Origin of the sequence: Paraclostridium sp. MRS3W1 (assembly GCF_032465715.1) — a bacterium.
Lineage (GTDB): Bacteria > Bacillota > Clostridia > Peptostreptococcales > Peptostreptococcaceae > Paraclostridium > Paraclostridium dentum.
Map to the genome: position 1 here is coordinate 1 of NZ_JAWDJM010000030.1, position 15386 is coordinate 15386.

The window sequence follows — 15386 nt, forward strand, 5'->3', positions numbered from 1 at the left end:
TCGCTCAGCTAATCATTATCTGAATATCTGGCTTGGTTGTTTGTGTTTAATTCTTAAAAAAAGAATTTTTATAATTAACCTACTGTTTAATTTTCAAAGTTCATTTTTGTTTTGCCCTTTTCTTAAGGACAAGTAATACTATACTATGAATTAAACAGTAAGTCAACAGTTTTTTAAAATTTTATTTTATTTTTTATTTTCATGAGTTTTTCTCATATTCTTTCTTTAACTTTTCTATGATCTTTCTTTCTAGTCTTGATACTGTCATTTGTGATATTTCCAACTCTTTTGCTATAATTGATTGTGTTTTATCCAAGAAGAATCTGTCTTTAAATATCTTAACCTCTAATTCATTTAGAGATTCTATAAACTTATTAATAAAGTCCATATTTTCTATATTTCCAAAACTATTTTCTTCTTGTCCAACTTTATCTTTTAATGTTATTTCCTTATCATCTGAATCATCATTACTAGATGCATCTAAAGACATAGGTTGATATCCATATGATGCTTCTATTGCCTCTAGTACTTCTTCTTCTGTACAGTCTAAGTAATTTGCTATATCTATAGCTTTTGGACTTTGTTTGTTTTTTTGCTCTAAGAATAACTTAGCTTCACTTATCTTTTTGCTTAATTCTTGAATTCTTCTTGGTACTTTTACTGTCCAAACTTTATCTCTAAAATATTTCTTAATTTCCCCTATTATAGTAGGTGTTGCAAAACTTGAAAATTCATATCCTTTTTCAATATCATATCTATCTATTGCATATATTAAAGCTAAAGATGCAACTTGAAAAATATCATCAAATTCAACACCTTTATTAATATATTTTTTAGCTAGTATATTAGCTAAATACATATGTCTCTCTATCAGAATATTTCTTATTTCTACGTTTTTGTCATTGCTATATATTTTAAACAGCTCTTTGGTTTCCATATCCATATAGCTTGTAGCATTAGCTACATTCTTCATTAAATACCAACTCCTAAATATTTAGTCATTTTAACTCTAGTCCCAACATCGCTATTAGATATAGTACTTACCTCGTCCATTAATGTCTTTATTATGAATAAGCCTAATCCGCTTTCTTTTGGGTTTGTTAAATCTGGCTCTTGTAGAGATTCTACATCATATCCTGTTCCTTTGTCCTCTACTTCTATTGTTAATCCATTTTCTAATACAGAAAATTGAACTAAAAATTTATCATCTAAACTATGCTTTATAGCATTTGTACATGCTTCTGATACTGCTACTTTTATATCTTCGATATCATCTAAAGAAAATCCAATTTTATTTGCTATTCCAGAAACTGTTAATCTTATAATGCTTACATATTCTGGATTAGATGTAACTTCCATTTTTATAGTTTCTAAATCCAAAACTTATCCCTCCACTTTAAATATTTTGTCTAGACCTGTTATACTGAAAATTTTCTTAACATTTTTTCTAGCATTTAATACATATATATCCTTATCATTAACTTTTAATCTTTTTAATACTCCTATTAATGCTCCTAATCCTGTTGAATCTATGTATTCTAGGTTAGTAAAATCCATTTTTATGTCTACTGGTTGTTCTTCTATTAAGCTGTTTAAATGTGTTTTTACTTTATCAGCTCCAGCTACATCTAACTCTCCATTTATATCTACATTCCAAAAATTATTATCTAGTTTCGACTCTATATTTACAGACATCGTACTACCTCCTTATTACTTTTTAAAAAATCTAAATGCTTTAGTTATATTAGTTACACCACTAGCTAAACTAACAATATCTTCTGTACTTTTTGTAATTGCTGCAACATTTTCTATAGTGTCATGTATATGTCTTTCGTTATAATCTACTATCTTGTATGCTTTTTCAACAACTTTAGTTGTACTATTTATTAGCTTTGCTAGGTATATAGCAATTATTAGTACTGACACACCAAATAAAATAGCTCCTATCTGCCATCCTACTGCATCCATTATACATTATCTCCCTCATCTTCAAAAGTCTTGCTTATTATTATTTCATCTTCAACTATGTTTATATCGTTAACATCACAATCGTCAACTATAGTTGTAATCTTGTCTTTTACAGTTTGAATCGTTCCATCTAAAACTTCTCTAGGATTTTCTTTTATTTCTTCCATTTTATCCTTAGCTTCTTTTCTTAACTCAGAACCTTTTTTAGGTGCTAAGAATATACCAAGTAAAAATCCTATTATCGATCCTAGTAAAAAAACTTTTCCCTTGTTTTTACTCATAATATTAATACTCCTTTCTTACTTTATATAAATATTATATATATAATTATGCAAAAAGAATAGGGTTTGTATACCCTATTCTTCCATCTCTATCTTTGCAATTGAAACTACATTAACTTCATCATCAGTTTTCATTAGCTTAACACCACTAGTAACTCTTCCAAATAAAGATATTTCATTTACTCTAAGTCTTATTAATACTCCATTTGAATTTATGATCATCATCTCATCATCTTCATTAACCATTTGAGCTCCGACAATCTCGCCTGTTTTATCGTTTATATTATAAGTCTTTATACCTTTACCTGCTCTTATTTGAGATCTATATTCCTCTATTGATGTTCTTTTTCCAAAACCATTGCCACTAACAACTAACAATTCAGTTCCTTCACTGCAAAGGTTCATCGATACAACTTTATCACTATTACTTAAAGTTATACCCTTAACACCCATAGCAGTTCTTCCCATATGTCTTATATCATTTTCATTAAATCTTATAGACATACCACCTTGAGTAACTAATATAACATCTTCACTACCATCAGTCACTTTAACTCCAATAAGTTCATCATCTTCTCTTAAACCTATTGCTATTAGTCCTGATTTATTTATATTTTTAAATTCTTCACGCTTAGTCTTTTTAACTATTCCTTTTTTAGTAGCTAATAATAAGAATTCTGATTCACTATTATCATCTATAGATATCATAGTAGCAATTTTTTCATCACTATTTAACTGTAATAAGTTAACTATAGCTGTTCCTTTAGCTTGTCTCTTAGCTTCTGGAATTTCATATGCATTTAATCTATAAACTCTACCTTTGTTTGTAAAGAATAATAATCTACTATGTGTATGAGTAGTTATTAACTCTTTTATAAAGTCTTCTTCTCTTGTAGTAAGCGCTGAAATACCTCTTCCGCCTCTATTTTGGCTCTTATATGTATCTATAGGCATTCTCTTTATGTATCCAAAATGAGTTAGAGTTACTGCTACTTCCTCATTCTCGATAAGATCTCTCATGTCTATTTCGCCTTCAGCATGTTTTATTTCAGTTCTTCTATCATCTGAGTAGTTTTCTTTTATTATAGTTAATTCTTGTTTTATAACATTCATAAGAAGTCTTTCATCACTTAAAATTTCTCTTAATCTATTTATCTTTTTAAGTAATTCTGCATATTCAGCTTCTATCTTGTCTCTTTCTAACCCTGTAAGTCTTTGAAGTCTCATATCAAGTATTGCTTGAGCTTGTACATCCGAAAGATTAAATCTGTTAATTAAACCTTCCTTAGCTTCTTGAGTAGTTTTAGATCCTCTTATCAGCTTTATAACTTCGTCTAAGTTATCTAATGCAATTCTTAAACCTTCTAGTATATGAGCTCTTGCTTCAGCTTTATTTAAATCAAACTTAATTCTTCTAGTTACTACATCCTTTTGATGTTGAACATAGTGATATAAAACTTGTTTTAAATTTAAAACTTTAGGCTCTCCATTTACTAATGCTAGCATTATTATACTGAAAGTATCTTCCATCTGAGAGTGTTTATAAAGCTTATTTAAAACTATGTTTGCATTTGCATCTCTCTTAAGCTCTATAACTATTCTCATACCATCTCTGTTACTCTCATCTCTTAAGTCAGAGATTCCTTCAACTTTCTTATCTTTAACTAATTCAGCTATTTTCTCAACTAACTTAGCTTTATTTACTTGATATGGTATTTCAGTTACAACTATTTGTTGTTTTCCTTTAGCTAGCTCTTCTATGTATGCTCTAGCTCTTACTTTAACTTTACCTCTTCCTGTTCTGTAGGCTTCAGCTATATTTTCTTTACCCATTATTATTGCAGCAGTTGGGAAATCTGGACCTTGTACAAATTGAATTAAATCTTCAATACTGCAATCCTCATTATCTATAAGGTGTATTGTAGCATCAATTACTTCGCCTAAGTTATGAGGTGGTATAGATGTTGCCATACCAACTGCTATACCATTAGATCCATTAACTAAAAGGTTAGGGAATCTAGATGGTAAAACTGATGGCTCTTTTAAAGATTCATCAAAGTTTGGTGTAAAGTCTACTGTCTCTTTATCTATATCTCTTAATAATTCAAGAGCTAATTTACTCATTCTAGCTTCAGTATAACGCATTGCAGCTGGTGAATCTCCATCGACAGAACCAAAGTTACCATGTCCATCAACTAAAAGACCTCTAGTAGAGAAATCTTGTGCCATTCTTACCATTGCAAAGTAAACAGCAGTATCTCCATGTGGGTGATACTTACCTAGAACGTCCCCAACAATACGGGCAGACTTTCTATATGGTTTATCTGGTGTTAAATTTAATTCACTCATTGAGTATAATATTCTTCTATGAACTGGTTTAAGTCCATCTCTTACATCTGGTAGGGCACGTCCAGCTATAACACTCATCGCATAATCAATATACGATTTTTTCATTTCGTGACCTATTTCAATAGGGAGTATTCTATTATTTTCATCCATTAACACTCATCCCCTCTCTTATATATCTAAATTTCTAACATATCTTGCATTTTCTTCTATAAATTCTTTTCTTGGAGCAACCTTATCACCCATAAGCATTGAGAATATTTCATCTGCCATAGATGCATCTTCTATAGATACTTGTAATAAAGTTCTTGTTTCAGGATTCATAGTTGTTTCCCAAAGTTGCTCTGCATTCATCTCTCCAAGACCTTTGTATCTTTGTAGCTCTATTCCACTTCTTCCAAGTTGCTCTAATAAAGTATTTAACTCTTGATCAGAGTATACATAGTATTCTTTCTTTTGTTTTTTGACTTTATATAAAGGTGGTTGCGCTATATAAACATAACCATTCTCTATAAGAGGTCTCATATATCTAAAGAAGAATGTAAGTAAAAGTGTTCTTATATGAGCTCCATCGACATCGGCATCGGTCATTATTACAATTTTATGATATCTAGCTTTTTCTAAGTCAAAATCATCACCTATGCTACATCCATATGCAGTTATCATATTTCTTATTTCATCTGATGATAATATTTTATCTAATCTAGATTTCTCAACATTAAGTATCTTACCTCTTAGTGGTAATATTGCCTGAGAGTGTCTATCTCTTCCTTGTTTTGCTGAACCTCCGGCAGAATCCCCTTCGACTAAGAATATTTCACTTTTTGAAGGATCTTTTTCAGCACAGTCAGCTAATTTTCCAGGTAAAGATGTACTTTCTAGTACACTCTTTCTTCTAGTTAACTCTCTTGCTTTTTTAGCAGCTTCTCTAGCTCTTTGAGCTCTTAAAGCTTTATCTACTATTATCCTAGCAGTTGTTGGATTTTCTTCTAAGAATGAGCCTATCTCTTCAACTGTTACACTATCTACTACACCTCTAACAGCTGTATTTCCTAATTTAGTTTTAGTTTGACCTTCAAACTGAGGCTCTGGAAGTTTTATAGATATAACAGCTGTAAGACCTTCTCTTATATCTTCTCCTAAAAGATTTGAATCTTTTTCTTTTAATATTCCATTTTTTCTTGAATAATCATTTACAACCTTAGTCATAGCAGTTTTAAATCCACTTAAGTGAGTACCACCCTCGTGAGTATTTATATTATTTGCAAAAGAATATATGTTCTCTGTATAACCGTCAGTATATTGTAAAGCTACTTCAACCATGTAGTCCTTTACTTTTTTCTCTATATAAACTATATCATCATGAATTCCTGTTTTTGTTTTATTTAGATGTTTTACAAATTCTCTTAAACCACCCTCATAGTGGAATTTTTTTGTTTTTTCTTGATCTTCTCTCTTATCTTCTAGAACTATATTAACACCTTTATTTAAGAATGCTAATTCTCTTAATCTATGTTCTAATGTATCATACTTATATTCAACTTCATCGAATATAGTAGCATCAGGTTTAAATGTTATTGTAGTTCCTGTTGTTTTAGTTTCTCCAACAACTTTTATTTCTGAAGTTGCAACTCCTTTTTCATATCTTTGGCGATAGATTTTTCCATCATGGTGAACTTCTGCAACTAACCACTCTGATAATGCGTTAACTACAGAAATACCTACTCCGTGAAGACCTCCAGAAACTTTATAGCCTCCACCACCAAATTTTCCTCCAGCATGAAGTACAGTTAAAACTGTTTCTAGTGTAGATTTTCCAGTCTTAGGATGAACTTCTACTGGAATACCCCTACCATTATCTTTTACTAATATGCTTCCATCTTCATTTATAGAAACATATATGTCTGAACAATATCCAGCTAGAGCTTCGTCTATACTGTTGTCCACGACTTCATAAACTAAATGATGTAAACCTCTAGGTCCTGTTGACCCTATGTACATACCAGGTCTTTTTCTAACAGGTTCTAATCCTTCTAAGACCTGTATCTGACTTGCGCCGTATTCTTGTTTCATCTAGTTTCCTCCATTCTCTATACTAATTACATTTCCTTTTTCAATGTTGAAAATAGTAGTATTTTCAGTGCTAAATATTTTTTTATGAGAAGCTTCAGCTGTCGTTATAAACATTTGAACTTTATCTAAATTATCAACTAAAAGTTTTTGTCTAGTCTCATCTAATTCACTGAAAATGTCATCCAATAACAAAATGGGATATTCTCCTACCTCGTTTTTTATCAACTCTATTTCTGAAAGCTTTAATGAAATAGATGCTGTTCTTTGTTGCCCTTGGGATCCATATAGTCTAACATCTAGCTCATTTATATAAATTGATAAATCATCTTTATGGACTCCATATCTAGTAGTTCTAGTTTCTATATCATGCTGATGTCCAGATTTAAGTTTTTCAATAAATCTTTCATACACAGTGTTTACAGTGTCTTCATCATTAATATTTAATTGACTTTTATACTTTATTGATAAATCTTCTAAATTATTAGTAAGATTTTTATGCATTTCACTTGATATAGATGCAATTTTTTTTATAAAATCTCTTCTTAAAATATATATATAACTACCATACTTCGCCAAACTCTCGTCATAAACCTCTATTAAATTTATGTCGACATAGTTACTTTTTAGTAATTTATTTCTCTGAAATAGTATTTTATTGTAATTTGTAAGGTAATTATAATATTTAGGTATAATTTGACTTATTTCTTTATCTATAAAAGACCTTCTTTCTTTAGGGCCTTCTTTGACTAACCTTAAATCTTCAGGAGAAAAAATAACTACATTTAGATTTCCTAATAATTCATATATTTTTTCTATGCTTATTTTATTAATTTTAATTCCCTTTTTGTTATTTTTACCAATTCCAATTTCTATTAGACTATTTCTGTTATATTTTGTGAAATTTCCACCTATATATAAATTTTCACTATCAAATCTAATCATTTCTTTATCTTTACTTGTTCTAAAAGACTTTCCAAATGATAATAAGTAAATTGCTTCTACAATATTTGTTTTTCCTTGTCCATTTTTACCTATAAGTAAATTTATTTTGGGATTAAACTCTAAATAAAGAGCTTCATAATTTCTAAAATTGATTAAATTTAAGCCTTTTAAATACACAAAGGGCACCCCTTTTATAGTATTTTTATTGTATTGCCTTCAACTTCTACTATATCATTAGATCTTAATTTTTTTCCTCTTCTAGTTTCTATTTCTCCGTTAACCTTTACTAGACCTTCTTGAATTAAAAATTTAGCATGTCCACCTGTAGATGCAATATCAGCTAGTTTTAAGAATTGATCTAATTTTATGAATTCAGAATCTATAGTGATTTCTATCATTTTTCTTCCTCCTTTTATTATAGCAAATATATATTAATTTAATTTATTATCTTAAGTTTTAACATATATTCAAAAATATATTATATCATAAAAACCCAACTTTTTCAGTTGGGTTTAATTTTAATCTATATATTAGATGATATTCTTACAGGAAGTAATAAGTATGTATATTTTGTTCCATCTACTGGTTTTATTATACATGGATTTACATTTGTAGTAAATTCTATAAATATTTCCTCACTATCTATAACTTTTAAAGCATCTAAGAAATATCTTGAATTAAAAGCTATGTCTAAATAATCTCCTTCTAATTCTATAGAAACCTCTTCATAAACATTTCCTTTTTCAGTGTTAGAAGTTATTGCTATTGAATTATCTCTTATTGATAATTTTATTAAATTATTTTTCTCTGACTGAGATAATAGTGAAGCTCTTTCTATACTATTTAATAATTCTTTTGTATTAACTTTTGCTCTAACTCCATATTCTCTAGGTAGAAGTTTTTTATAATCTATAAATTCTCCATCTAACAATCTAGTTATAATTTTAGTTTCATTGATTATAAATATAGCATTTTTTTCATCAAATCCTAATTGAATAGCATCATCTTCAGATGAAAGTAGTCCATTTACATCATGAAGTGTTTTTCCAGGGATAATAACTTTTGTATTATTACTCATATTATCAATTTCACTAGATCTTACAGCTAATCTATAACCATCTATTGCAACCAAGCTTATATTTCCACCAACAATTTCTAGTAACTCTCCCATTAATATTGGTTTTGTTTGATCTTGAGATATTGCAAAAACTGTTTGTTTTATCATATTTTTTAGTAAATCTTGAGGAATATTGTATAAGTCATTTTCGTTTACATCTGGTAATCTTGGATATTCAACAGCTGAATCCCCTTTTATTTTAAATCTTGAGTTTAAACAATTTATGTATACATTATTATCAGAATCTGTTTCTATTTCAACAAAAGTATCTGGTAATTTTCTTATTATATCTCCAAATAAACGAGCATTTATTACTATTTCCCCTTCTTCTACTATTTCAGCTTGTATATGAGTGTCTATTCCTATTTCTAAATCATATCCTGTTAAATTTAAAGTTCCTTCTTTAGCTGTTAATAATATTCCTTTTAAAAGTTCTAAAGTTGTTTTTCCATTAATAGCTTTTTGAACAATGCTTATTTTATGAGCTAGTATTTTTTGATTACAAATTATCTTCATTGTGGATAACCTCCTTGGCTTGTTTTATATAAAAATAAATAAGAAAAAATAGTAGTAATAATAGTAGGTGCTGTGTATAATGTGGATAAGTATCTCAATCAAAATAAATACAAAGATATCAACATGTGTAAAAAATGTTAATATCTTTGTGTGTTTTTGTAGAATAAATTGTATATATTTTATTAGAAAAAAAATATGCACATTTAATTAACGTGATATCCACATGCAAATGTTTATAAGTTAACCCTTTAAATCTAGTATTATTTTGTTTACTTTTTCTTTAAAATCTTCGTTATTCTCAATATCCTTAGAAATTTTATCATGAGCGTGTATTACAGTAGTATGATCTCTTCCTCCAAATTCTTCACCTATTTTAGGTAAAGATAAATCGGTAAGCTCTCTTGATAAGTACATTGCAACTTGTCTAGGGTAAGAAATAGATCTAGTTCTCTTTTTAGAATTAAAGTCTTCCATTTTTAAAGAAAATACAGCAGAAACTTTTTCTTTTATCCTATTTACTGTAATTTCTTCATGTTTAGAAGTAGTAATGATGTCTTTTAAAGCTTCAGAAGCTAATTCAAAAGATATAGTTCTATTAGTAAGGGAACTATAAGCAACAACTCTAGTAAGCGCGCCTTCTAATTCTCTTATATTCGATTTAATATTTTTTGCTATGTATACTGTAACTTCATTAGGAACATCTATATCTTCCATTTGAGCTTTTTTTCTTAATATAGCCATTCTAGTTTCAAAATCTGGAGCTTGAATATCAGTTATAAGCCCCATTTCAAATCTTGAACGAAGTCTATCTTCTAAAGTAGGTATTTCTTTAGGAGGTCTATCACTAGATATTATTATTTGTTTGTTTGCTTCATGTAATGAATTAAATGTATGGAAAAACTCTTCTTGAGTTCTTTCTTTTCCTGCAATAAATTGAATATCATCTATTAAAAGGACATCTACATTTCTATATTTATTTCTAAATTCTTCATTTCTGTCATCTTTAATTGAGTTTATAAGCTCGTTTGTAAATTTTTCAGATGATACGTAAACTACCTTTGGATCTTTTTTTTGTTCCATTATATGATGCCCGATTGCGTGCATAAGATGTGTTTTTCCAAGTCCAACGCCACCGTATAAAAATAATGGATTGTAAGCTCTTGCAGGAGCTTCAGCTACAGCAACACAAGCTGCATGAGCAAAACGGTTACTATTTCCAATAACAAATGTGTCAAAAGTATATTTAGGATTTAGATTTGGATATTTTTTTCTTATCTGTTTATCATCATCTAGTTGTTGGTCTTTATCTAAACCTTTTACTTCATTTTCGCTTAAAACAAATTTGATATTATGTTTTTTTAATGAAAGTTGATTTACAGAGCTTTCTATTAGATTTAAATATCTATCTTCAAGTATTCCTTTTGTAAAATCATTTGGAACTAATAATATTAAAGTATTTGATTGTATTTGTAATGGTTTTATTTGCTTAAAGAAAGCATTAAAACTTGGGGGTGATAACTCGCCTTTTATAAGCTGTAGAGTTTTTTCCCATAAAGAAACTATATCCATAATTTAAACCTCCGAACAAAATAATTAACAATTTCCACAAAGTTATTAACAAATTTAGTATTTATTTAAAAAATATAATTTTATGCAAAAAAAATATGGATAAACATGTGGATAAACTGTAAAAAATAAAAAATAGCTGATAATTTATAGAAATTATGAACAATATGTATATAAAGTTATAAATAATATCAATAATAATAAAATATAGTTTATAACTTGATTATTATCTTTTACACAATAAGTTATGCACATTTTATCCACAACTTGTGAATAAATTTAAAATGTTAATAATATTTATAAACATTATCAACAAGTATATTTATAATATCAGAATATATGCTAAACTTCAATAATTTATATACAATTTATCCACATATTTAACGACTTGTTGATAAATATGTCAACAAAATTAACTATCATTTTTTACTATTAAATCTTGACAAAACAACGTCAAAAATACGTTGACAATAAGCCTAAAAGGATTTATAATTGTACGTGTTATGCTTACTTTGAGGGTAAAGTTATTATTTTTATAAACGGAAAATTAATCTTGAAAGGCGGTGCAAAAAATGAAAAGAACTTATCAGCCAAAGAAAAGACAAAGAAAGAAAGAGCATGGATTTAGAAAGAGAATGAAAACTTCTAACGGAAAAAATGTTCTTAAAAGAAGAAGAGCTAAAGGAAGAAAGAGATTAACTCATTAATTTTTTTATAAAAGGGCTGCTGAAAAGTAGCCTTTTTGTGTAAAAAATTATAAATTTAAGCTGTGTTTTTAGGAGGATTTAGTATGGATTTCAAGAATACTAAAGGTATAAAAAAAGACTCTGATTTTAGAAAAGTATACAAACACGGCAAATCTTTTGCAAATAAATACTTAGTAATGTATATACTGGATAATAAATCAGACTTTAATAGAGTAGGATTTTCTGTTTCTAAGAAAGTTGGAAAAGCTAATATTAGAAATAAGGTTAGAAGAAGAATAAGAGAAGGTTTTAGGTTAAACTGTGATGAGCATATAAAAGATGGATATGATTTAGTGTTCATAGCTAGAGTAGCTAGCAAAGATGCTGAGTATAGAGATATAGAGAAATCGGTTATGAGCTTGGTAAAAAAGTCTAAACTATTAAAAGGTTAATAAGGATATGGGGGATTAAATTGAAGCAATTATATAACTTATTAAATAATATAAACCATTATTTAACTAGAGTTTTTATATATATAGTAAGATTTTATCAAAAACACATATCTCCTTTAAAAGGACCTACGTGTAGGTTTTATCCAACTTGTTCTCAGTATGCGATAGAAGCTTTAAAAAAATATGGGGCACTAAAAGGATCTTATTTAGCCATAAGAAGAATATTAAAGTGTCACCCTTTCCATCCTGGAGGATATGATCCTCTAAAGTAATTATGTTGTAAAGTAAAGATAAAGACACTTTAGGAGGTATTAGAATTGAATTTTATTAGTAACTTATTAGGTCAAGTTCTTAAATTTATATTAGATTTTGGAATTGAATATGGATGGGCTATTATTTTATTCACTATAGTTGTAAAAGTAATATTATTACCATTAACTATAAAACAAACAAAGTCTATGAAGGCTATGCAAGATATTCAACCAAAAATAAAAGAGATACAAGAAAAATACAAGAGTAAACCAGAAAAGCAAAATCAAGAAATAATGAAGGTTTACCAAGAGGCTAAAATAAATCCGATGTCAGGATGTTTACCATTATTAATACAATTTCCTATATTAATAGGTCTTTATAATGTATTAAGACAGCCGGTTACATACCATGTTTTCCAAAATGCTGCTGCACAAAAAGCTGCGGATACAGGATTTTTATGGATGACATCTTTATCATCACCAGATAAAACATTAATAATAGCTGTATTAGCAGGGGTAACAACATTTATAACTCAAAAGTTAACTATGCCACAAGATCAACAACAAGGATCTATGAAGTTTATGACATACTTCATGTCATTCATGATGTTCTGGTGGGGTATAAGTTTCCCAGCTGGTCTTGCGTTATATTGGACAGTAAGTAACTTATTCCAATTAGCTCAATACTACTTAATAATGAATCCATTAAGAACTAAGCTTGCTAATTCTGGGGAGGGTGTAGTAGATGAAACAAAGCCTAGAAATAAAAAGTAAAAACATTGATATTGCTATATCACAAGCTTTAGGACAATTAAGAGTAAATAGAGAAGACATAGATGTAGTGGTTGTAAAAGAGCCGGTAAAAGGTTTCTTGGGATTAATAGGAAACAAAGATGGAGTTTTTAAAATAACTGTTAAGGAAAAAATAGAAGCTCCAGTTTCAAAAGAACAACCATTAAGAGAAAAAGAAATCACTATTGTAGACAAAAAAGAAGAAAGCAAAGATACATTAAAAGAGTCAGATGTAGTTAGAGATTTCGTATTAAATATAGTTAACAACTTAAATATGGAAGCTCAAGTTGATGTAAATCAAGAAAAAAATGTTGTTAAAGTTAATATAACAGGTAAAGATGCTGCAATATTAATTGGTAGAAGAGGAGAAACTTTAGATTCTATTCAATTTTTAGCAGGGTTAGCTTTAAACAAAGTAAAAAAAGACTCACACTTTAAGGTACTTATTGACATAGAAAATTATAGATCAAAAAGAGAAGAATCTTTAATAAGATATGCAAACAAAGTAGCCAGAGAAGTTGCTAAAACAAGAAAAACTAAAAAGTTAGATTATATGAATCCATATGAGAGAAGAATAATTCATTCAACTCTTCAAAATGATAAGTTTGTAAAAACTCATAGTGAAGGTGTAGATCCATATAGAAGACTTGTAATAGAGTATAAAAAATAGAATTAAAGTAAACCTCCTAAATATATAGGGGGTTTTATTTTTGAAAAAATTTTTATATAATAGTTAGATTGAGGAAATAATTTAAGTATATGAAGATTAAGCGATATACCATGATATTATATAGAGCTTATTTAAATTTTAGATATATATTATTATAAAATAATATTAAGATTATGTTGATATACATGATATTATAGTAGGTAGAGTTTATTCAAATTTTAGATCGATATTATTACAAAATAGTATATAAAGTGATAAAATATTATTTTAAAAGATTGTGTATAAAAATATTAAATAAAGAGGTGATAGGATTGTTTATAGACGATACTATAGCTGCAATAGCAACAGCGCCAGGTGAAGGTGGAATCGGAATAATAAGAATAAGTGGAGAAAAATCACTTCAAGTAGCAAATGATATATTCAAGTCAGTTTCAGGAAAGAAGATCGAGGAATATAACACAAGAACGTTAATATATGGTCATATACTAGATGGAGAAAAGACTATAGATGAAGTATTAGTCGCTTATATGAAAGGTCCAAACTCATATACAACTGAAGATGTTATAGAAATAAACTGCCACGGAGGATTTATTTCTGTAAAAAAAATACTAGAATTAGTTTTATCTAAAGATGTTAGATTAGCTGATCAAGGAGAATTTACTAAGAGAGCATTCTTAAATGGAAGAATAGACTTAGCTCAAGCAGAGGCAATAATAGATGTTATAAATGCTAAGACGGAGATGGCGCACACTGTAGCTCAGTCTCAATTAGAAGGGTCTTTATCTAAAAAAATAAAAGATTTAAGATTCGGTATAACAGAAATGTTAGCTCATATAACTGTTTCTATAGATTTTCCGGATGAAGATGTTGAGCACATAACATATAATACATTAAAAGAAAAATCACTAGAACTTCAAAAAGAAATAAATAAATTATATGATACAGCTGAAAGTGGAAAAATTCTTAGAGATGGATTGAAAACAGTAATAGTTGGAAAACCAAATGTAGGAAAATCATCTCTTTTAAACGCTGTATTAGGTGAGAATAGAGCTATAGTAACAGATATTCCAGGAACTACAAGAGATGTAATAGAAGAATTTGTAAACATAAAAGGAATACCTTTAAAAATAGTAGATACAGCGGGAATAAGAGAGACTGAAGATGTTGTTGAAAAAATAGGAGTTGAAAAATCAAAAGAATTTTTCAATTCAGCAGACTTATCAATAGTTGTTTTAGACTCTTCAAGAGAATTAGAAATAGAAGATATAGAAATCTTAGAAGCTGTACAACCTAATAAAACTATAGTTTTATTAAATAAAACAGATTTAGATCAAGTTATAGATATAGAAAAAATAAAACAGTTTGTAGATGAAAAAAATATAATAACTATATCAGCATTACAACATGAAGGTATAGAAAAAATACATGATAAAATAGAAGATATGGTGTTTGAAGGAACGGTTAGAAACTCTTCTGATTTAGTTGTTACAAACTCTAGACATAAAGATGCACTATACAAAGCTAAACAATCAATTTCAGATGCTTTAACGGCTATAGACTCATATATGCCATTAGATTTTATAGAGGTTGATTTTAAAAATATATGGGATTACTTAGGTTATATAAACGGAGATACAGTAACTGAAGATCTATTAGACACGATATTTAGTAACTTCTGTATAGGAAAATAAGTATAGTATGTTTCACGAAAAACATATTATATTTA

17 protein-coding genes are annotated in these 15386 nt (G+C 28.4%); 6 read left to right on the forward strand and 11 right to left on the reverse strand.

All coding sequences use genetic code 11. The features are described 5' to 3' along the window. Positions 1 to 199: 199 nt before the first annotated feature. The 11 genes from RWY47_RS02250 to dnaA form a co-directional block, all read right to left on the reverse strand. Positions 200 to 973, reverse strand: coding sequence for a SigB/SigF/SigG family RNA polymerase sigma factor (locus RWY47_RS02250; RefSeq protein ID WP_021428091.1), 774 nt, complete (start codon positions 971 to 973; stop codon positions 200 to 202). Beyond that, a complete protein-coding gene (locus RWY47_RS02255; protein ID WP_025161508.1) occupies positions 973 to 1380 on the reverse strand; it encodes an ATP-binding protein in 408 nt (135 codons plus the stop codon). Before RWY47_RS02255 ends, RWY47_RS02250 begins: the two co-directional genes overlap by 1 nt. Before the next feature lie 3 nt (positions 1381 to 1383). Then, positions 1384 to 1695 (reverse strand): STAS domain-containing protein, encoded by a 312-nt coding sequence (locus RWY47_RS02260; protein WP_021428059.1) that lies wholly within the window; start codon positions 1693 to 1695, stop codon positions 1384 to 1386. 15 nt (positions 1696 to 1710) lie between these two features. After that, positions 1711 to 1968: a hypothetical protein gene (locus tag RWY47_RS02265; protein WP_021428029.1), complete on the reverse strand. Its 258-nt coding sequence runs from the start codon at positions 1966 to 1968 to the stop codon at positions 1711 to 1713. Beyond that, the gene (locus RWY47_RS02270; protein WP_021428009.1) at positions 1968 to 2249 is read right to left on the reverse strand and encodes a YtxH domain-containing protein; all 282 of its coding nucleotides are present in this window, start codon (positions 2247 to 2249) and stop codon (positions 1968 to 1970) included. The genes RWY47_RS02265 and RWY47_RS02270 overlap by 1 nt, the downstream gene beginning before the upstream one ends. A 75-nt stretch (positions 2250 to 2324) precedes the next feature. Then, positions 2325 to 4748, reverse strand: a complete 2424-nt coding sequence (gene gyrA, locus RWY47_RS02275; protein WP_168932749.1) for a DNA gyrase subunit A — start codon at positions 4746 to 4748, stop codon at positions 2325 to 2327. 18 nt (positions 4749 to 4766) lie between these two features. After that, entirely contained in the window at positions 4767 to 6668 is a 1902-nt protein-coding gene (gyrB, locus tag RWY47_RS02280; protein WP_021428094.1) for a DNA topoisomerase (ATP-hydrolyzing) subunit B, read from the reverse strand. Beyond that, positions 6669 to 7787: a DNA replication/repair protein RecF gene (recF, locus tag RWY47_RS02285; protein ID WP_150841740.1), complete on the reverse strand. Its 1119-nt coding sequence runs from the start codon at positions 7785 to 7787 to the stop codon at positions 6669 to 6671. It lies immediately after the preceding gene. 14 nt (positions 7788 to 7801) lie between these two features. Beyond that, entirely contained in the window at positions 7802 to 8008 is a 207-nt protein-coding gene (gene yaaA, locus RWY47_RS02290) for a S4 domain-containing protein YaaA (RefSeq protein ID WP_021428116.1), read from the reverse strand. A gap of 125 nt (positions 8009 to 8133) precedes the next feature. Further along, positions 8134 to 9243 carry a DNA polymerase III subunit beta gene (gene dnaN / locus RWY47_RS02295; RefSeq protein ID WP_021428071.1) on the reverse strand — a complete coding sequence of 370 codons (1110 nt, stop codon included), beginning with the start codon at positions 9241 to 9243 and terminating at the stop codon, positions 8134 to 8136. 240 nt (positions 9244 to 9483) lie between these two features. After that, complete coding sequence (dnaA, locus tag RWY47_RS02300) at positions 9484 to 10812, reverse strand: chromosomal replication initiator protein DnaA (protein ID WP_025161510.1); 1329 nt, start codon at positions 10810 to 10812, stop codon at positions 9484 to 9486. A gap of 569 nt (positions 10813 to 11381) precedes the next feature. Between dnaA and rpmH the strand changes: the two genes are divergently transcribed. The 6 genes from rpmH (at position 11382) to mnmE (ending at position 15351) form a co-directional block, all read left to right on the forward strand. Beyond that, on the forward strand, positions 11382 to 11516 hold the full coding sequence (gene rpmH, locus RWY47_RS02305; protein ID WP_021428024.1) for a 50S ribosomal protein L34: 135 nt from the start codon (positions 11382 to 11384) through the stop codon (positions 11514 to 11516). Between the two features lie 83 nt (positions 11517 to 11599). Further along, on the forward strand, positions 11600 to 11947 hold the full coding sequence (gene rnpA, locus RWY47_RS02310) for a ribonuclease P protein component (RefSeq protein ID WP_021428044.1): 348 nt from the start codon (positions 11600 to 11602) through the stop codon (positions 11945 to 11947). Between the two features lie 50 nt (positions 11948 to 11997). Next, the gene (gene yidD, locus RWY47_RS02315; RefSeq protein ID WP_035118300.1) at positions 11998 to 12219 is read left to right on the forward strand and encodes a membrane protein insertion efficiency factor YidD; all 222 of its coding nucleotides are present in this window, start codon (positions 11998 to 12000) and stop codon (positions 12217 to 12219) included. Between the two features lie 45 nt (positions 12220 to 12264). Then, a complete protein-coding gene (locus RWY47_RS02320) occupies positions 12265 to 12972 on the forward strand; it encodes a YidC/Oxa1 family membrane protein insertase (protein ID WP_025161511.1) in 708 nt (235 codons plus the stop codon). Continuing rightward, positions 12944 to 13660: an RNA-binding cell elongation regulator Jag/EloR gene (jag, locus tag RWY47_RS02325; protein WP_150841739.1), complete on the forward strand. Its 717-nt coding sequence runs from the start codon at positions 12944 to 12946 to the stop codon at positions 13658 to 13660. The genes RWY47_RS02320 and jag overlap by 29 nt, the downstream gene beginning before the upstream one ends. 311 nt (positions 13661 to 13971) lie before the next feature. Further along, positions 13972 to 15351 carry a tRNA uridine-5-carboxymethylaminomethyl(34) synthesis GTPase MnmE gene (gene mnmE / locus RWY47_RS02330; protein ID WP_021428106.1) on the forward strand — a complete coding sequence of 460 codons (1380 nt, stop codon included), beginning with the start codon at positions 13972 to 13974 and terminating at the stop codon, positions 15349 to 15351. The last annotated feature ends 35 nt before the right edge of the window (positions 15352 to 15386 follow it).

Excerpts from the sequence above, each read along its gene's own strand:
- RWY47_RS02250 (WP_021428091.1), bottom strand. The coding sequence starts at position 973 with ATGAAGAATGTAGCTAATGCTACAAGCTATATGGATATGGAAACCAAA.
- RWY47_RS02260 (WP_021428059.1), bottom strand. The coding sequence starts at position 1,695 with ATGTCTGTAAATATAGAGTCGAAACTAGATAATAATTTTTGGAATGTA.
- RWY47_RS02265 (WP_021428029.1), bottom strand. The coding sequence starts at position 1,968 with ATGGATGCAGTAGGATGGCAGATAGGAGCTATTTTATTTGGTGTGTCA.
- RWY47_RS02270 (WP_021428009.1), bottom strand. The coding sequence starts at position 2,249 with ATGAGTAAAAACAAGGGAAAAGTTTTTTTACTAGGATCGATAATAGGA.
- gyrA (WP_168932749.1), bottom strand. The coding sequence starts at position 4,748 with ATGGATGAAAATAATAGAATACTCCCTATTGAAATAGGTCACGAAATG.
- gyrB (WP_021428094.1), bottom strand. The coding sequence starts at position 6,668 with ATGAAACAAGAATACGGCGCAAGTCAGATACAGGTCTTAGAAGGATTA.
- yaaA (WP_021428116.1), bottom strand. The coding sequence starts at position 8,008 with ATGATAGAAATCACTATAGATTCTGAATTCATAAAATTAGATCAATTC.
- dnaN (WP_021428071.1), bottom strand. The coding sequence starts at position 9,243 with ATGAAGATAATTTGTAATCAAAAAATACTAGCTCATAAAATAAGCATT.
- dnaA (WP_025161510.1), bottom strand. The coding sequence starts at position 10,812 with ATGGATATAGTTTCTTTATGGGAAAAAACTCTACAGCTTATAAAAGGC.
- rpmH (WP_021428024.1), top strand. The coding sequence starts at position 11,382 with ATGAAAAGAACTTATCAGCCAAAGAAAAGACAAAGAAAGAAAGAGCAT.
- rnpA (WP_021428044.1), top strand. The coding sequence starts at position 11,600 with ATGGATTTCAAGAATACTAAAGGTATAAAAAAAGACTCTGATTTTAGA.
- jag (WP_150841739.1), top strand. The coding sequence starts at position 12,944 with ATGAAACAAAGCCTAGAAATAAAAAGTAAAAACATTGATATTGCTATA.